Source organism: Streptomyces sp. NPDC104381, assembly GCF_055583745.1.
Genome location: NZ_JBVJNK010000006.1, coordinates 443,929 through 460,040, shown reverse-complemented (window position 1 = coordinate 460,040; position 16,112 = coordinate 443,929). Strand labels below are relative to the sequence as shown.

At 66.1% G+C, this 16,112-nt stretch carries 11 protein-coding genes and 1 tRNA gene; all 12 read right to left on the bottom strand.

Going from position 1 to position 16,112, the window contains the following annotated elements; genetic code table 11:
* Window positions 1-114: 114 nt before the first annotated feature.
* A complete protein-coding gene (gene fusA, locus ACZ607_RS23240; RefSeq protein ID WP_469737406.1) occupies window positions 115-2,244 on the bottom strand; it encodes an elongation factor G in 2,130 nt (709 codons plus the stop codon).
* 38 nt (window positions 2,245-2,282) lie between these two features.
* The gene (gene rpsG / locus ACZ607_RS23235) at window positions 2,283-2,753 is read right to left on the bottom strand and encodes a 30S ribosomal protein S7 (RefSeq protein ID WP_018101248.1); all 471 of its coding nucleotides are present in this window, start codon (window positions 2,751-2,753) and stop codon (window positions 2,283-2,285) included.
* A 2-nt stretch (window positions 2,754-2,755) separates the two neighbouring features.
* On the bottom strand, window positions 2,756-3,127 hold the full coding sequence (gene rpsL / locus ACZ607_RS23230; protein WP_003948652.1) for a 30S ribosomal protein S12: 372 nt from the start codon (window positions 3,125-3,127) through the stop codon (window positions 2,756-2,758).
* A 511-nt stretch (window positions 3,128-3,638) separates the two neighbouring features.
* A complete protein-coding gene (locus tag ACZ607_RS23225) occupies window positions 3,639-7,538 on the bottom strand; it encodes a DNA-directed RNA polymerase subunit beta' (protein ID WP_469737403.1) in 3,900 nt (1,299 codons plus the stop codon).
* A gap of 129 nt (window positions 7,539-7,667) precedes the next feature.
* On the bottom strand, window positions 7,668-11,153 hold the full coding sequence (gene rpoB, locus ACZ607_RS23220; protein ID WP_469737401.1) for a DNA-directed RNA polymerase subunit beta: 3,486 nt from the start codon (window positions 11,151-11,153) through the stop codon (window positions 7,668-7,670).
* 611 nt (window positions 11,154-11,764) lie between these two features.
* Entirely contained in the window at window positions 11,765-12,148 is a 384-nt protein-coding gene (gene rplL / locus ACZ607_RS23215) for a 50S ribosomal protein L7/L12 (protein WP_362935060.1), read from the bottom strand.
* Window positions 12,149-12,237: 89 nt separating this feature from the next.
* Entirely contained in the window at window positions 12,238-12,801 is a 564-nt protein-coding gene (gene rplJ / locus ACZ607_RS23210; RefSeq protein ID WP_469737399.1) for a 50S ribosomal protein L10, read from the bottom strand.
* Between the two features lie 389 nt (window positions 12,802-13,190).
* On the bottom strand, window positions 13,191-13,913 hold the full coding sequence (rplA, locus tag ACZ607_RS23205; RefSeq protein ID WP_014154604.1) for a 50S ribosomal protein L1: 723 nt from the start codon (window positions 13,911-13,913) through the stop codon (window positions 13,191-13,193).
* Between the two features lie 82 nt (window positions 13,914-13,995).
* Complete coding sequence (rplK, locus tag ACZ607_RS23200) at window positions 13,996-14,430, bottom strand: 50S ribosomal protein L11 (protein WP_014154605.1); 435 nt, start codon at window positions 14,428-14,430, stop codon at window positions 13,996-13,998.
* Between the two features lie 178 nt (window positions 14,431-14,608).
* A complete protein-coding gene (gene nusG, locus ACZ607_RS23195; protein WP_469737396.1) occupies window positions 14,609-15,499 on the bottom strand; it encodes a transcription termination/antitermination protein NusG in 891 nt (296 codons plus the stop codon).
* 74 nt (window positions 15,500-15,573) lie between these two features.
* The gene (gene secE / locus ACZ607_RS23190; RefSeq protein WP_015578365.1) at window positions 15,574-15,861 is read right to left on the bottom strand and encodes a preprotein translocase subunit SecE; all 288 of its coding nucleotides are present in this window, start codon (window positions 15,859-15,861) and stop codon (window positions 15,574-15,576) included.
* A 106-nt stretch (window positions 15,862-15,967) separates the two neighbouring features.
* Window positions 15,968-16,040: transfer RNA gene (locus ACZ607_RS23185), tRNA-Trp, on the bottom strand.
* Window positions 16,041-16,112: the final 72 nt, after the last annotated feature.

Here is a 16,112-nt window from a genome sequence, read left to right as displayed (position 1 = left end):
CAGGTGATCTTTGCTGGAATGCCGGTGCCGGGGGCATTCGCCACGCTGCTTACGCGGTGCGACGAATGCCCGACCGGGCTCCGGTGACAAGCCTAAAGCGTGAGCTCGGAAGAGTTACTCGCCCTTGGCCTTCGCGATGATCTCCTCGGCGACGTTCCGCGGAACCTCGGCGTAGGAGTCGAACTGCATCGAGTAGCTTGCGCGACCCGAGGTCTTGCTGCGGAGGTCTCCGACGTAGCCGAACATCTCCGAGAGGGGCACGAGGCCCTTCACGACGCGAGCGCCGCTGCGCTCCTCCATGGCCTGGATCTGGCCACGGCGGGAGTTGAGGTCGCCGATCACATCGCCCATGTAGTCCTCGGGCGTGGTGACCTCGACGGCCATCATCGGCTCGAGGAGCACGGGGGACGCCTTGCGGGCACCCTCCTTGAACGCCTGCGAACCGGCGATCTTGAAGGCGAGCTCCGAGGAGTCGACCTCGTGGTAACCACCGTCGAGAAGGGTGACGCGGACGCCGACCATCTCGTAACCGGCCAGGATGCCGAACTGCATGGCTTCCTGGGCACCCGCGTCCACCGAGGGAATGTACTCACGGGGGATGCGGCCACCGGTGACCTTGTTGACGAACTCGTAGGAGGCGTCGCCACCCTCGATGGGCTCGAGGGCGATCTGCACCTTCGCGAACTGGCCGGTACCACCAGTCTGCTTCTTGTGCGTGTAGTCGATGCGCTCGACGGTCTTGCGGATCGTCTCGCGGTACGCGACCTGGGGCTTGCCGACGTTCGCCTCGACGCGGAACTCGCGCTTCATGCGGTCGACGAGCACCTCGAGGTGAAGCTCGCCCATACCACCGATGATGGTCTGGCCGGTCTCCTCGTCGGAGTGCACCTGGAAGGAGGGGTCCTCCTCCGAGAGCCGCTGGATGGCGACACCCAGCTTCTCCTGGTCACCCTTGGACTTGGGCTCGATGGCGACCTGGATGACCGGCGCCGGGAAGTCCATGGACTCCAGGATCACCGGCTGCTTGTCGTCGGACAGCGTCTCACCCGTGGTGGTCTGCTTCAGGCCCATGACGGCGACGATGTCACCGGCGCCCACCGACGCGATCTCCTCACGCTTGTTCGCGTGCATGCGGTAGATCTTGCCGATGCGCTCCTTCTTGCCCTTGACCGAGTTCAGCACCGCGGTGCCGGCCTCGAGGCGACCGGAGTAGATCCGGACGAAGGTGAGCTTACCGAGGTGCGGGTCGCTCGCGATCTTGAACGCCAGGCCGGAGAACGGCTCGTCGTCCGAAGGCTTGCGCTTGACGACCAGCTCCGGGTCCTTGACGTCGTGGCCCTCGATGGCCTCGACGTCCAGGGGGGAAGGCAGGTAGCGGACGACCGCGTCGAGCAGGGGCTGCACGCCCTTGTTCTTGAACGCCGTGCCACAGAAGACGGGGGTCACGGTGACGGAGTCGGCCGAGCCCTTCGACGCGAGGGTGATCCGACGGATCGCCTCGTGCAGCTGCTCCTCGGTGGGCTCGTTGCCCTCGAGGTACAGCTCCATCATCTGGTCGTCGTTCTCCGCGACGGCCTCAAGGAGCTTGCCGCGCCATTCCTCGGCGGCCTCCTTGTGCGTGTCGGGGATCTCGACGGTGTCGTACATCTCGCCCTTGGCGGCCTCTTCCGACCACACGAAGGCCTTCATCGACACGAGGTCGACGACGCCCTTGAAGTCGGCTTCGGCACCGATGGGGAGCTGCATGACCAGCGGAACCGCGCCCAGGCGGTCCACGATCATGTCGACGCAGCGGTGGAACTCGGCACCCGTACGGTCGAGCTTGTTGACGAAGCAGATACGCGGCACGCCGTAGCGGTCCGCCTGACGCCACACGGTCTCGGACTGGGGCTCGACGCCGGCCACACCGTCGAACACGGTGACGGCACCGTCGAGGACGCGGAGCGAACGCTCCACCTCGACGGTGAAGTCGACGTGACCGGGGGTGTCGATGATGTTGATGGTGTGGTCAACATCGTTGAGCGGCCAGTGACAGGTCGTCGCGGCGGACGTGATCGTGATGCCGCGCTCCTGCTCCTGCTCCATCCAGTCCATCGTGGCTGCGCCGTCGTGGACTTCACCGATCTTGTACGAAACGCCGGTGTAGAAGAGGATCCGCTCAGTGGTGGTCGTCTTGCCCGCGTCGATGTGGGCCATGATCCCGATGTTGCGGACCTTGGCCAGGTCAAGCGAAGTGGTGGCCATAAGGCTCAATCTTCTCTCGGTCTCGATGGGGGAAGCGACTACCAGCGGTAGTGCGCGAAGGCCTTGTTGGACTCGGCCATCTTGTGGGTGTCCTCGCGCTTCTTGACGGCAGCGCCAAGACCGTTGGAGGCGTCGAGCAGCTCGTTCATGAGGCGCTCGGTCATGGTCTTCTCGCGACGGGCGCGGGAGTAACCGACGACCCAGCGGAGAGCGAGGGTGGCGGCGCGACCGGGCTTGACCTCGATCGGCACCTGGTAGGTGGCGCCACCGACACGGCGGGACTTGACCTCGAGCGAGGGCTTGACGTTCTCAAGCGCGCGCTTCAGCGTGATGACCGGGTCAGCGCCGGTCTTCTCGCGGAGGCCTTCCATGGCGCCGTACACGATCCGCTCGGCGGTGGAACGCTTGCCGTCGAGGAGGATCTTGTTGATCAGCGAGGTGACAAGAGGAGAGCTGTAGACCGGGTCGATGATGACCGGGCGCTTCGGGGCGGGGCCCTTACGAGGCATTCTTACTTCTCCTTCTTGGCGCCGTAGCGGCTGCGGGCCTGCTTGCGGTTCTTGACACCCTGGGTGTCGAGCGAACCGCGGATGATCTTGTAGCGAACACCCGGCAGGTCCTTCACACGGCCACCACGCACGAGCACGATGGAGTGCTCCTGCAGGTTGTGTCCCTCACCCGGGATGTAGGCCGTGACCTCGATACCGGAGGTCAGACGCACACGCGCGACCTTACGGAGCGCCGAGTTCGGCTTCTTCGGGGTGGTCGTGAACACACGCGTGCAGACACCACGACGCTGGGGCGAACCCTCGAGCGCGGGCGTCTTGTTCTTCTCGACCTTGTCCTGCCGGCCCTTCCGGACCAGCTGCTGGATCGTAGGCACTACTTCTCCGGTTTCTGTGTGCCGTTCGTGAAACTAACCTGGAACACTCGCCGACCCACGCGGTCGGGTGTGTCGAATACTGCAGGCCCCTGCCGTACAGCAGAAGGAACACAGATTGCGGTGGCCACTTACGGACTCGCCATGCGGTTGAGGACACGCACCCGAGCCCAGGCACACCCCAGGCACAAGGCTTGAGCGTACCTACCTCACGGACCTGGGTCAAAACAAATGCCGTCCACCCCCGGCCCCTCGCCCCCGTGGCACTGCGCCACCGGATCCGCCGGCCGCCCCCGACGGCGCCCCCACGACCGGCACAGCACCGCTGACCAGCATGAACGACGACATACGGGCCCGCAACGCGGCATATGCCCCCGGTGGACCCTCCGGGGGGCCGGTCACCCCGCGTGACCGACCTCACGGCGATCCCCCGGCCTCCCCGGGCGGCCCGCACCGGGCACGCAGAAGGGCGGCCACCCCGTCGTAACGGGATGGCCGCCCCTCTCACTCACTTCTACTGGTTGTACGGACCGTAGTCGTAGTCCTCCAGCGGAACGGCCTGGCCGGAGCCCGTGCCGAACGGCGAGTAGTCGATGTCGTCGTAGCCGACGGCCGAGTACATCGCGGCCTTGGCTTCCTCGGTCGGCTCGACCCGGATGTTGCGGTAGCGGGACAGACCCGTACCGGCCGGGATGAGCTTACCGATGATGACGTTCTCCTTGAGGCCGATCAGGGAGTCCGACTTGGCGTTGATCGCCGCGTCGGTCAGGACCCTGGTCGTCTCCTGGAAGGACGCCGCCGACAGCCACGACTCGGTGGCGAGCGAGGCCTTGGTGATACCCATCAGCTGCGGACGGCCGGAGGCGGGGTGACCGCCCTCGGTGACCACACGACGGTTCTCGGTCTCGAACTTCGAGCGCTCGACGAGCTCGCCCGGCAGCAGCTCCGCGTCGCCGGACTCGATGATCGTCACACGGCGGAGCATCTGCCGGATGATGATCTCGATGTGCTTGTCGTGGATCGACACACCCTGCGAGTTGTAGACCTTCTGGACCTCGCCGACCAGGTGGACCTGGACCGCGCGCTGACCGAGGATCCGCAGCACGTCGTGCGGGTTGGTGGCACCGACGGTGAGCTTCTGGCCCACCTCGACCGCGTCGCCCTCGCCGACCAGGAGACGGGCACGCTTGGAGATCGGGAACGCCGTCTCCTCGCTGCCGTCGTCCGGGGTGACGACGAGCTTCTTGGTCTTCTCGGTCTCCTCGATGCGGACCCGGCCCTTGGCCTCCGAGATCGGGGCGACACCCTTGGGGGTACGCGCCTCGAAGAGCTCGACGACACGGGGCAGACCCTGCGTGATGTCGTCACCGGCCACACCACCGGTGTGGAAGGTACGCATCGTCAGCTGGGTACCGGGCTCACCGATGGACTGGGCGGCGATGATGCCGACCGCCTCACCGATGTCGACCAGTTTGCCGGTGGCGAGCGAGCGTCCGTAGCAGAAGGCACAGGTGCCGACCGCGGACTCACAGGTCAGGACCGAGCGGGTCTTGACCTCCTCTACGCCGGCGCCCACGAGGGCGTCGATCAGGACGTCACCGAGGTCGACGTTGGCAGGCGCGATGACCTTGCCGTCGACGACGACGTCCTCGGCGAGCATGCGGGCGTAGACCGAGGTCTCGACGTCCTCCGTCTTGCGGAGCACGCCGTCGGCGCCCTTGACGGCGATCTTCAGCTTGAGGCCGCGGTCGGTGCCACAGTCCTCCTCGCGGATGATCACGTCCTGCGAGACGTCCACCAGACGACGGGTCAGGTAACCCGAGTCGGCGGTACGCAGGGCGGTGTCCGCCAGACCCTTACGGGCACCGTGCGTGGAGATGAAGTACTCCAGAACGGTGAGGCCCTCACGGAAGGACGCCTTGATGGGACGGGGAATCGTCTCGTTCTTGGCGTTCGACACCAGACCACGCATACCCGCGATCTGACGCATCTGCATCATGTTTCCTCGGGCACCCGAGTCGACCATCATGAAGATGGGGTTCGTCTTCGGGAAGTTCGCGTTCATCGCCTCGGCGACCTCGTTGGTCGCCTTGGTCCAGATCGCGATGAGCTCCTGCGTGCGCTCGTCCTTGGTGATGAGACCGCGCTCGTACTGCTTCTGGACCTTCTCGTCCTGCTCCTCGTAGCCCTTGACGATGGCCTTCTTGGCCTCGGGCACGACGACGTCGGAGATGGCCACGGTCACACCGGAGCGGGTCGCCCAGTGGAAACCGGCCGCCTTCAGGTTGTCGAGCGTCGCCGCCACGATGACCTTGGGGTAGCGCTCGGCCAGGTCGTTGACGATCTCGGAGAGCTGCTTCTTGCCCACCGAGTAGTCGACGAACGGGTAGTCCTCGGGCAGCAGCTCGTTGAAGAGCGCGCGGCCCAGGCTGGTACGCAGGCGGAAGGTGTCACCCGGCTGGTACTCGGGCTCGCCCTCCTCGGCGACCGGCGGCACCCAGCCACGCGGCGGCATGGTGCCGACCGGGAAGCGGATGTCGACCTTCGCCTGGAGCGACAGCTCGCGGGCGTCGAAGGCCATGATCGCCTCGGCCGTGGAGCCGAAGGAGCGGTCCGTGCCCTTGACGTCGCGGCCCTCTTCGTCCGTGGTGAGGAAGAAGAGGCCCAGCACCATGTCCTGGGTCGGCATGGTGACGGGGCGGCCGTCCGCCGGCTTCAGGATGTTGTTCGAGGACAGCATCAGGATGCGGGCCTCGGCCTGCGCCTCCGCGGAGAGCGGCAGGTGCACGGCCATCTGGTCACCGTCGAAGTCCGCGTTGAACGCGGTGCAGACGAGCGGGTGGATCTGGATGGCCTTGCCCTCGACCAGCTGCGGCTCGAAGGCCTGGATGCCGAGGCGGTGCAGGGTGGGCGCACGGTTCAGCAGCACCGGGTGCTCGGCGATGACCTCTTCGAGGACGTCGTACACGACGGTGCGGCCACGCTCGACCATGCGCTTGGCCGACTTGATGTTCTGCGCGTGGTTCAGGTCCACCAGGCGCTTCATCACGAACGGCTTGAAGAGCTCCAGCGCCATCGCCTTCGGCAGACCGCACTGGTGCAGCTTGAGCTGCGGACCGACGACGATCACGGAACGCGCGGAGTAGTCCACGCGCTTGCCGAGGAGGTTCTGACGGAAACGGCCCTGCTTGCCCTTCAGCATGTCGCTGAGGGACTTCAGGGGGCGGTTACCGGGACCGGTGACCGGGCGACCACGACGACCGTTGTCGAAGAGGGCGTCCACGGCCTCCTGGAGCATGCGCTTCTCGTTGTTCACGATGATCTCGGGCGCGCCGAGGTCGAGAAGCCGCTTCAGGCGGTTGTTGCGGTTGATCACACGGCGGTACAGGTCGTTCAGGTCGGAGGTCGCGAAGCGGCCACCGTCCAGCTGCACCATCGGACGCAGGTCCGGCGGGATGACCGGCACGCAGTCGAGCACCATGCCCTTGGGCTTGTTGCTGGTCTGCAGGAACGCCGAGACGACCTTGAGGCGCTTGAGCGCACGGGTCTTCTTCTGGCCCTTGCCGGTACGGATGATCTCGCGGAGGCGCTCGGCCTCCTCGTCGAGGTCGAAGGACTCCAGGCGCTTCTGCAGGGCGGCGGCGCCCATGCAGCCGTCGAAGTACGTGCCGAAGCGGTCACGCAGCTCGCGGTAGAGCAGCTCGTCGCCCTCGAGGTCCTGGACCTTGAGGTTCTTGAAGCGGCTCCACACCTCGTCGAGACGGTCGATCTCGCGCTGCGCACGGTCACGCAGCTGCTTCATCTCGCGCTCGGCACCTTCGCGCACCTTGCGGCGTACGTCGGCCTTGGCGCCCTCGGCCTCCAGCTCGGCCAGGTCGGTCTCGAGCTTCTTGGCGCGGTTCTCCAGGTCGGAGTCGCGGCGGTTCTCGACCTGCTGACGCTCGACGGAGACGTGCGCCTCCAGCGACGGGAGGTCGCGGGTGCGGCGCTCCTCGTCGACGAACGTGATCATGTACGCGGCGAAGTAGATGACCTTCTCGAGGTCCTTCGGCGCGAGGTCCAGCAGGTAGCCCAGACGCGACGGGACGCCCTTGAAGTACCAGATGTGGGTGACGGGAGCGGCAAGCTCGATGTGACCCATGCGCTCACGGCGCACCTTGGCGCGCGTGACCTCTACGCCACAGCGCTCACAGATGATGCCCTTGAAGCGGACACGCTTGTACTTGCCGCAGTAGCACTCCCAGTCCCGGGTCGGACCGAAGATCTTCTCGCAGAAGAGTCCGTCCTTTTCGGGCTTGAGCGTGCGGTAGTTGATGGTCTCCGGCTTCTTCACTTCGCCGTGGGACCAGGTCCGGATGTCGTCCGCGGTGGCAAGGCCGATCCGCAGCTCGTCGAAGAAGTTGACGTCGAGCACTTGTCGTCAATCCCTCTTTCGGGGGTTCGAGCCCCCTCGCGTCACGCGAGAAATCGGGGCACTTCAGCAATGGTCTGAACGGGTCCGGGGAGAGCCGGCCGGATCACGTGGATCCGGCCGGACAACCCGTCAGACCTCTTCGACGCTGCTCGGCTCGCGCCGGGACAGGTCGATACCGAGCTCCTCCGCCGCGCGGAAGACGTCCTCGTCCGTGTCGCGCATCTCGATGGACATGCCGTCCGAGGACAGCACCTCCACGTTGAGGCAGAGCGACTGCATTTCCTTGATGAGCACCTTGAAGGACTCGGGAATGCCCGGCTCGGGGATGTTCTCGCCCTTGACGATCGCCTCGTAGACCTTCACGCGGCCGGTCACGTCGTCGGACTTGATCGTCAGCAGTTCCTGGAGGGCGTATGCGGCGCCGTAAGCCTCAAGGGCCCACACCTCCATCTCACCGAATCGCTGCCCACCGAACTGCGCCTTACCACCCAGCGGCTGCTGCGTGATCATGGAGTACGGGCCGGTCGAACGGGCGTGGAGCTTGTCGTCGACCAGGTGGTGCAGCTTGAGGATGTACATGAACCCGACCGAGACCGGGTCCGGGAACGGCTCGCCGGAGCGGCCGTCGAACAGCTGGGCCTTGCCGGAGGGCTGCACCAGGCGGTCGCCGTCGCGGTTCGGGATCGTGGCTCCGAAGAGACCCGAGATCTCGTCCTCGCGCGCACCGTCGAAGACGGGCGTGGCTACGTTGGTGCCGGGGGCGACCTGGTCGGCGCCGATGGCCTGCAGGCGCTGTGCCCACTCGTCACCGAGGCCGGAGACGTCCCAGCCGCGGCTGGCGAGCCAGCCGAGGTGGATCTCCAGGACCTGTCCCGGGTTCATTCGGGACGGGACACCCAGCGGGTTGAGGATGATGTCGACCGGGGTGCCGTCCTCCAGGAACGGCATGTCCTCGATCGGGAGGATCTTCGAGATGACGCCCTTGTTGCCGTGACGGCCGGCGAGCTTGTCACCATCGGTGATCTTGCGCTTCTGCGCGACGTAGACGCGGACCAGCTGGTTCACGCCCGGCGGCAGCTCGTCGCCCTCTTCGCGGTCGAAGACGCGGACGCCGATGACCTTGCCGATCTCACCGTGCGGCACCTTCAGCGAGGTGTCGCGCACCTCGCGCGCCTTCTCACCGAAGATCGCGCGGAGCAGGCGCTCCTCGGGGGTCAGCTCGGTCTCACCCTTGGGCGTGACCTTGCCGACGAGGATGTCGCCGGCGACGACCTCGGCACCGATACGGATGATGCCGCGCTCGTCGAGGTCGGCGAGGACCTCTTCGGAGACGTTCGGGATGTCCCGGGTGATCTCCTCCGGGCCGAGCTTGGTGTCACGGGCGTCGACCTCGTGCTCCTCGATGTGGATCGAGGAGAGGACGTCGTCCTGCACGAGGCGCTGCGACAGGATGATCGCGTCCTCGTAGTTGTGACCCTCCCAGGGCATGAACGCCACGAGGAGGTTCTTGCCGAGCGCCATCTCACCGTTCTCGGTGGCGGGGCCGTCGGCGAGGACCTGGCTCTCGATGACGCGGTCGCCCTCGGAGACGACGACCTTCTGGTTGACCGAGGTGCCCTGGTTGGAGCGCGAGAACTTCGAGATGCGGTACGTGGTGTACGTGCCGTCGTCGTTCGTCACGGTGATGTAGTCCGCGGAGACCTCCTGGACCACACCCGCCTTCTCCGCCTTGAGCACGTCGCCGGCGTCGGTGGCACAGCGGTACTCCATGCCGGTGCCGACCAGCGGCGCCTCGCTCTTGATGAGCGGGACGGCCTGACGCATCATGTTCGCGCCCATGAGGGCACGGTTGGCGTCGTCGTGCTCCAGGAACGGGATCATCGCGGTGGCGACCGACACCATCTGGCGCGGCGAGACGTCCATGTAGTCGACGTCGTCGCCGGGGATGTAGTCGATCTCACCGCCACGACGGCGGACCAGCACACGGGCCTCGGTGAAGCGCATGTCGTCGGAGAGCGTCGCGTTCGCCTGGGCGATCACGAAGCGGTCCTCTTCGTCGGCCGTCAGGTAGTCGACGTCGTCGGTGACGACACCGTCGACGACCTTGCGGTACGGCGTCTCGATGAAACCGAACGGGTTGATGCGCCCGTAGGAGGCCAGCGAGCCGATCAGACCGATGTTCGGGCCTTCGGGCGTCTCGATCGGGCACATGCGGCCGTAGTGCGACGGGTGCACGTCACGGACCTCGAAGCCGGCCCGCTCACGGGACAGACCACCCGGGCCGAGGGCGTTCAGACGACGCTTGTGCGTCAGCCCCGACAGCGGGTTGTTCTGGTCCATGAACTGCGACAGCTGGCTGGTGCCGAAGAACTCCTTGATGGAGGCGACGACCGGCCGGATGTTGATCAGGGTCTGCGGCGTGATCGCCTCGACGTCCTGGGTGGTCATGCGCTCACGCACGACGCGCTCCATACGGGCGAGACCCGTACGGACCTGGTTCTGGATCAGCTCACCGACGTTACGGATACGGCGGTTGCCGAAGTGGTCGATGTCGTCGGTCTCGACCATGATCGAGCGGCCGGACTCGCCGACCGTCTCGGTCTCGCCGGCGTGCAGCTTCACCAGGTACTTGATGGTGGCGATGATGTCGTCGCTGGTGAGGACACCCGCGTCGAGCGGCTCGTCGGCGCCGAGCTTCTTGTTCACCTTGTAGCGGCCGACCTTCGCGAGGTCGTAGCGCTTCGGGTTGAAGTAGAGGTTCTCGAGCAGCGTCTGAGCGGCCTCGCGCGTGGGCGGCTCGCCCGGACGCAGCTTGCGGTAGATGTCGAGCAGCGCGTCGTCCTGGCCCTGGGTGTGGTCCTTCTCCAGGGTGGCGCGCATGGACTCGTACTCGCCGAACTCCTCGAGGATCTGCTCGGTGGTCCAGCCGAGAGCCTTCAGGAGGACGGTGACGGACTGCTTGCGCTTGCGGTCGATGCGGACACCGACCATGTCGCGCTTGTCGATCTCCATCTCCAGCCAGGCACCCCGGGACGGGATGATCTTGGCGGAGAAGATGTCCTTGTCGGACGTCTTGTCGATGGAGGAGTCGAAGTAGACACCCGGCGAGCGCACGAGCTGCGACACGACGACACGCTCGGTGCCGTTGATGACGAAGGTGCCCTTGTTGGTCATGAGCGGGAAGTCGCCCATGAAGACCGTCTGGGACTTGATCTCGCCGGTCTCGTTGTTGGTGAACTCGGCCGTGACGAAGAGCGGCGCGGCGAACGTGAAGTCGCGCTCCTTGCACTCGTCGATCGAGTTCTTCGGGGGCTCGAAGCGGTGGTCGCGGAAGGTGAGCGACATCGACCCGGAGAAGTCCTCGATCGGGGAGATCTCCTCGAAGATTTCCTCCAGGCCGGACTTGGTGGGGACGTCTTGTCCGCTGTCCAGAGCAGCCTCGACGCGAGCCTTCCAGGCGGCGTTGCCGAGGAGCCAGTCAAAGCTCTCGGTCTGCAGCGCGAGGAGGTTCGGAACCTCGAGGGGCTCCTTGATCTTTGCAAAAGAGATGCGCAGCGGGGCGGTGCTGGCACCGTTGTTCGTATTCGAGGTCGAGGCGTTGCGCGAGGCGGCCAAGAGGGGGTCCTTCCGAGGGCTCGGACTCACTACGCGCGTACCGGCCCCAAGCCGCACACAGAGACAGAAATCCCAAGGTCAGGGAATATCCGGTCATCGGTGCTGGGCGTGGGCATGCCCCTGGTGACGGGCAGGAGGCAGCTAACAGGCAGCGCAAAGGGTCAGTGTAGCCAAGTGGCACACTGATGTCCAGTCGGGGTTCTCAGAGACCCACGTTGCTCTCAACAGCTGTTCTCAACACCTATGAATAGCCCTCGCGCGGTGTGCGCTCTTCTTTACTGCCCTCTTCGCTCTCGATCCATGCCTCGGATGCGGATCGAGATGACGACGCGTCCTGAGAATTGCGCGCCGCGTGCGGTTCGTCAAGGCCCCGAGGGGCCAGGCGGACGCCCGGCGATCTTCACCTGCGTCCGGAGGACGCCGGTTGACGCCCGCGGGCGCCCCGGAGAAACGCACGGCGAAAGATCACCCTACTCGTCGTACGCGGAAGATCAAGGCAGCCTCCTGGGGCACGCCAAAGGGCGATCACCCGGATGGGTGATCGCCCTTTGCGATGTGACATCCCCGCCTCGCGGCAGGGACGGTCCAGAGGAGTCAGACGACTCCCAGGGTCACTTGACCTCGACGGAAGCGCCGGCGGCCTTGAGGGACTCGGCAGCCTTCTCGGCGGCCTCCTTGGCGACCTTCTCGAGGACCGGCTTCGGGGTGCCGTCGACGAGGTCCTTGGCCTCCTTCAGACCCAGGGAGGTCAGCTCACGCACGACCTTGATGACCTGGATCTTCTTCTCGCCGGCGCCGGTGAGGATGACGTCGAACTCGTCCTGCTCGGCCTCGGCCTCGGCCGGGGCGCCGCCCTGGGCGGGACCGGCAACGGCGACGGCCGCGGCGGCGGTGACGTCGAACTTCTCCTCGAAGGCCTTCACGAACTCGGAGAGCTCGATGAGGGTGAGCTCCTCGAACTGGGCGAGCAGGTCTTCCTGGCTGAGCTTCGCCATGATGGCGTCCTTCCACTAATTCGGCAGGGGGTGCCGGATGTATATGTAGGCGGGCGTACGGGCCCGCTGCGAGCCGTGAGGGCGGAGGGTTACTCCGCCACCTCGGCCTCGGCGGGAGCCGACGTGTCGGCACCGCCCTGCTCGGCCTTCTTGGCGCGAAGCGCTTCCGCGGTGCGGACGAACTTCGACGGCAGAGCCTGGAAGAGCTGCGCAGCCTGAGTCTGCTTGCCCTTCATGGCGCCGGCCAGCTTGGCGAGCAGAACCTCGCGGGACTCGAGGTCCGCGAGCTTCTTGATCTCATCGGCGGACAGCGCCTTACCGTCAAGGACACCGCCCTTGATGATGAGGTTGGGGTTGTCCTTGGCGAAGTCACGAAGACCCTTCGCCGACTCCACCGGGTCACCGGTGACGAAGGCAACCGCCGTCGGACCCGAGAACAGGTCGTCCAGCGTGTCGATCCCGGCCTCGTTGGCCGCAATCTTGGTCAGCGTGTTCTTCACCACGGCGTACTGGGCGTTCTCACCGAGCGAACGGCGCAGCTCCTTGAGCTGTGCCACGGTGAGACCCCGGTACTCGGTCAGCACGGCGGCGTTCGAGCTGCGGAACTGGTCCGTCAGCTCGGCTACCGCGGCAGCCTTGTCGGGCCTTGCCATGAGCGTCGGCCTCCTTCCGGGTGATGAGGACCGCTCAGAAGGGGCCGGGAAAGACGAAACGCCCCGGCGCGGGCGCCAGGGCGTAGCTCGACCGAACGAATCCGGGAGCTTTCCACAGTCACCTGCGCAGGTCGCCCGTCTCGACGGATCCTTCGGTCGCCGTTCCCCTTACGAGGAAGCGGCAACGACCAGCGGTCTTTGGCTTCCTCGTGAGAGTACGCGACCGGGGCCGTTCGGAGCAAATCCGTCCCGGTTCGACCGGTGCGAGAGGTTTAAGCGCCTCTCAGCGGCCCTGCGGCTCGCCTGTACGCGGACGGGCCCCGCACCCTCCGAGGAGGCTGCGGGGCCCGTCCCATGCCGTGACGCGGCTACCGGGTGAGCACGGGGGCTCAGACGGCGGCCGGGTCCTCCTCGACGAGGAGGTTGCGCACGCGGTTGGCGTCCAGCGGGATGCCGGGGCCCATCGTCGTGCTCATGGTCGCCTTCTTGATGAAGCGACCCTTCGCGGCGGACGGCTTCAGACGGAGGATCTCCTCCAGCGCCGCGCCGTAGTTCTCGACCAGCTTCGTGTCATCGAAAGAGGTCTTTCCGATGATGAAGTGCAGGTTCGAGTGCTTGTCGACGCGGAACTCGATCTTTCCGCCCTTGATGTCGTTGACAGCCTTGACGACATCGGGGGTGACGGTGCCGGTCTTCGGGTTCGGCATCAGACCACGCGGACCGAGCACGCGGCCCAGGCGGCCGACCTTGCCCATGAGGTCCGGCGTGGCGACGACGGCGTCGAAGTCCAGACGGCCCTTCGCCACCTCGTCGATGAGCTCGTCGGCGCCGACGATGTCGGCGCCCGCGGCTTCCGCGGCCGCAGCACGGTCACCGGTCGCGAAGACCAGGACCCGGGCGGTCTTGCCGGTGCCGTGCGGGAGGTTCACGGTGCCACGGACCATCTGGTCGGCCTTGCGAGGGTCAACACCCAGGCAGAACGCGACCTCGACGGTGCCGTCGAACTTGGTGGCGGCGGTGTCCTTGGCGAGACGGACGGCCTCGAGCGGGGCGTACGTACGCTCCCGGTCGATCTTCGCGTCCGCAGCGCGGAGGTTCTTGCTGCGCTTCACATCTACTCCTGTGGTTTTCAGAGTGTGGAGTCGTGGTGCGGACCAGCGCTTGGTCCTACCACTGTGGGGCTACGGGGCTGACTCAGCCTTCGACCGTGATGCCCATGGAACGGGCGGTGCCAGCGATGATCTTCGACGCGGCGTCGAGGTCGTTGGCGTTCAGGTCGGGGAGCTTGGTCGTGGCGATCTCGCGGACCTGGTCGGCCGTGAGCTTGGCGACCTTGGTCTTGTGCGGCTCGCCGGAGCCCTTGTCCACACCCGCGGCCTTGAGGATCAGCTTGGCGGCCGGCGGAGTCTTCGTGACGAAGGTGAAGGAGCGGTCCTCGTAGACCGTGATCTCCACCGGCACGACCATGCCACGCTGCGACTCGGTCGCGGCGTTGTAGGCCTTGCAGAACTCCATGATGTTGACGCCGTGCTGGCCCAGTGCGGGACCGACCGGCGGCGCCGGGTTGGCCGCACCGGCGTTGATCTGGAGCTTGATAAGCCCCGTGACCTTCTTCTTCTTGGGAGGCATTGCTCTCTCCGGGTCCTAGTGAGAGTGTTTCGCCGCCATTCCGGTCATCCGGATGGAGGCATACCGCACAACGATAACGGGTATAGCTGCGCGACCAAAAACCGAGCAGGTCAGACCGGCTGCGAAGCCTGTCTGACCTGCTCGGTAGGCATGTGTCCAGGAACGGGCCGAAAGGCCGTCAGTTCTTCTGGATCTGGTCGAAGCTGAGCTCGACCGGGGTCTCGCGACCGAAGATCTCGACGAGGCCCTTGACCTTCTTCGAGTCGGCGTTGATCTCGTTGATCGTCGCCTGCAGGGTCGCGAACGGGCCGTCGGTGACGGTGACCGAGTCGCCCACCTCGAAGTCCAGGACCTGGACCTCGACCTTGCGGGCCGGAGCCGGCTTGCCCTCGGCCTCGGCCGCCTCGCGGGCCGCCTTCTCCTCGGCCTCGGGGGCGAGCATCTTGACGATCTCGTCCAGGGTCAGCGGGTACGGGTCGTAGGCGTTGCCCACGAAGCCGGTGACGCCGGGCGTGTTGCGGACAACACCCCAGGACTCGTTCGTCAGGTCCATGCGCACCAGGACGTAACCCGGGAGCTTGTTCTGACGGACGTTCTTCCGCTCGCCGTTCTTGATCTGGACGATCTCTTCCTCGGGCACCTCGGCCTGGTAGATGAAGTCCTCGACGTTGAGCGAGACGGCGCGCTGCTCCAGGTTGGCCTTCACGCGCTTCTCGTAGCCGGCGTACGTGTGGATGACGTACCACTCACCGGGAAGTCCACGGAGCTCGTCGCGCAGGGCGGCGACGGCGTCGACGGGGGCGGCCGGCTCGGCCTCCTCGGCGGCGGCCTCGTCCTCGGCGGCCTCGACGGCCTCGTCCTCTTCCGCGGCGGCCTCGTCGTCGTCGGACCCGTCGGTCTCGACCCGCACGGCGTCCTGCTCGGCGGGCTCGCCCGCGGCGGCGTCAGCAGCGTCGACCTGGTCCGGGGCCACGGCATCCGCCGCCTCGACGATGTCGAGCTCGTCCTCGGCGGACTCGACGGCGCTCGCCGTGGGCTCGGCGTCGTCGTTCAGGTTCGGGTCAGACACGATGGCTGCTTCTTCCTGGATACAAATGGGTGGAACATGCGAAAGGGGCGCCGATGAGGCGCCCTCCGCGGGGATCAGCCGAAGACGTACTTGATGACCCGCGCAAATCCGAAGTCAATCACGGTGACGAGACCGATCATGACGACCACGAACACGATCACCACGGCCGTGTACGTCGACAGCTGGCTGCGCGTCGGCCATACGACCTTGCGGAGCTCGGCGACGATCTGGCGGTAGAACAGCGCGAGCCGGCCCAGAGGGCCCTTCTTGCCGCGCTTGCCGCCCTTCCGAGCCTTCTTCTTCGACTCGGGGGCTTCGTCCTCGGCATCAGGCATGTCGATGGAGCCCACGGCGTCCGTCACGCTACTCACCTGATTCCGGGTCGTGGCCGTGCCGCGCCCGGTGGAGCCGCACGGCGGTGCATTGAAGTACGTACATGCGCACACATCCTGGCGAAGGAGTGTGTAGCAGGGCCGGAGGGACTTGAACCCCCAACCGCTGGTTTTGGAGACCAGTGCTCTACCAATTGAGCTACGACCCTTTGTGGATTCCACCAACCTACCGCATCCTCCCCGGTGAGCCGGTCGGGAAAACGGTGCGGCTGATGAAGGCC

Coding starts and splice junctions, on each gene's coding strand:
- fusA (WP_469737406.1), bottom strand. CDS start 2,244: ATGGCCACCACTTCGCTTGACCTGGCCAAGGTCCGCAACATCGGGATC.
- rplL (WP_362935060.1), bottom strand. CDS start 12,148: ATGGCGAAGCTCAGCCAGGAAGACCTGCTCGCCCAGTTCGAGGAGCTC.
- rplK (WP_014154605.1), bottom strand. CDS start 14,430: ATGCCTCCCAAGAAGAAGAAGGTCACGGGGCTTATCAAGCTCCAGATC.
- rpsG (WP_018101248.1), bottom strand. CDS start 2,753: ATGCCTCGTAAGGGCCCCGCCCCGAAGCGCCCGGTCATCATCGACCCG.
- rplJ (WP_469737399.1), bottom strand. CDS start 12,801: ATGGCAAGGCCCGACAAGGCTGCCGCGGTAGCCGAGCTGACGGACCAG.